This window comes from Pedobacter miscanthi, from assembly GCF_032678605.1.
Taxonomy (GTDB): domain Bacteria; phylum Bacteroidota; class Bacteroidia; order Sphingobacteriales; family Sphingobacteriaceae; genus Pedobacter; species Pedobacter miscanthi_A.
Genome location: NZ_JAVTSU010000056.1, coordinates 1 through 1,591 on the forward strand (window position 1 = coordinate 1; position 1,591 = coordinate 1,591).

The 1,591-nt window shown below is 42.7% G+C and carries 1 protein-coding gene; it reads right to left on the bottom strand.

Annotation, left to right across the window (positions count from 1 at the left end; genetic code table 11):
• Positions 1–817 precede the first annotated feature (817 nt).
• On the bottom strand, positions 818–1,591 hold a 774-nt coding region (locus R2R28_RS29020), incomplete at its 5' end, for a sensor histidine kinase (RefSeq protein WP_316829156.1).

The following is a 1,591-nucleotide window of genomic DNA, read 5'->3' on the forward strand; positions in this document are numbered from 1 at the left end:
CATTAAAAGCTCAAAAATGAAAAAGTTTAGGAATGGCTGGATTATCCTATTTTCGAAAGTGTTTCTATCCGATAATCTCCACCAGATTTAGTAAAAGGCTATATTCGGTTTTAATCCAAAAGACGACTGTGGTAAGTACACATGAAATCTTCTGTCAGGGGCATCAGCGGCATCCTTTTGGAACAAAAGATACAGCGCATGGCCCGGCCCTTCAAGGTACAGCCAAAAAAACCTAAAAAAGCAAAGTTTCCAGCATTACTCAGTTTAAAACCTACCCCTCCAGCACCTCCACCGCGGCAAACCCAGTACTCCTTGAAAACCTCGTCCTATGCACAAAATTCCGCATCGCATCCCAGCACTCAATACGCCCGAAATCCAGCCTGCTTAAATTATCCTCCACAAACATCACCGACAATACCGGCACAGACTTAATCCTTCCCGTAGCAGAATCCAGCAAATCTGCAACCGCAATGACAAAAACACATTCAACAGGCAAAAGCGCAAAAATTTCTCTGGCCACTCTGATCGAAGCACCGCACAAATAGTCCTGGTAAAGTTCGTTAAAGCTGGAAGGACCATTTTTTATTGGGAAATTTAAATTAGCGTTAAGAGAGCATGTAGTTCGGAAGAATTTTCGAAGAACTGGCCATTAAGATATACTTAAGAGGCGGCCCTGTCGAAGACAATGTTAACAAACTGAAGACTGTTAACCGTCAAATGCATGGAAAGCAAGCTTCGATTTACCCAAGAAAAGATTTCTGTCAGCAAAGGTTAACCACCAAAGCGGGGATGAACCACTTTTATTGAAATACAAAATTCATTCCTTTAAGACCTGGGGCACCTGGCCAATAGTAAATTTACCGTCAATAGCATTTGCGGGTATTTTGATAAAGACCTCAAATTTACCATTCATTTCACCATAGCTCATTTCGGCAGCTCCGGCATAATAGTCCAAAAGGCGGCTACGGAGATTGACCAAACCCGTTCCCAAACCTAGAGGCCTGCCCAGTCCTGAAATAGCATTTTCAGTACGGAAAACAATTTTTCCATCAAGGATGAATACATCAATTTCACCATAATTGCCAGGGTCTGAAAGGTCTCCATGTTTGTACATATTTTCCATAAGGGTCAGTAAAATCAGTGGTACTGTCGATAATTTTAAGACCGCCTCCTCTATATTCATCCTGAAATAAAATCCCCCCCCCTTGAGTATTTTAAGTATATTTTCCAGATCCCTAACCTGTTCAACTTCTTCCGAGATTGAGACAAACTCCGTTCCGAAGTTATTCTCAACAGAATAGCGCATCAGTGAAGTGAGCGAAATTATAGCCTCACCCGCAAGAGCATCGTTTTTTTTCACGCGGCGGTAAATAAAAGTAAGTACATTGAACAGCAAGTGTGGGCTCACTTGTGCACGCAGGTGCGCATTTCTGGCAATCAGTAAGTTCTTTTCAGCCTTTTCGCGTTTAACAATCTGTTCCAAGCGGTCCGTTTCAAGCTGGACAGCCCTTTTGCGCTGGCTGAGATACTGCCTTAAAAACCAGTATCCGGTCGAAACAATGATAAAGAATATCGAGCGGTATACCGCTCC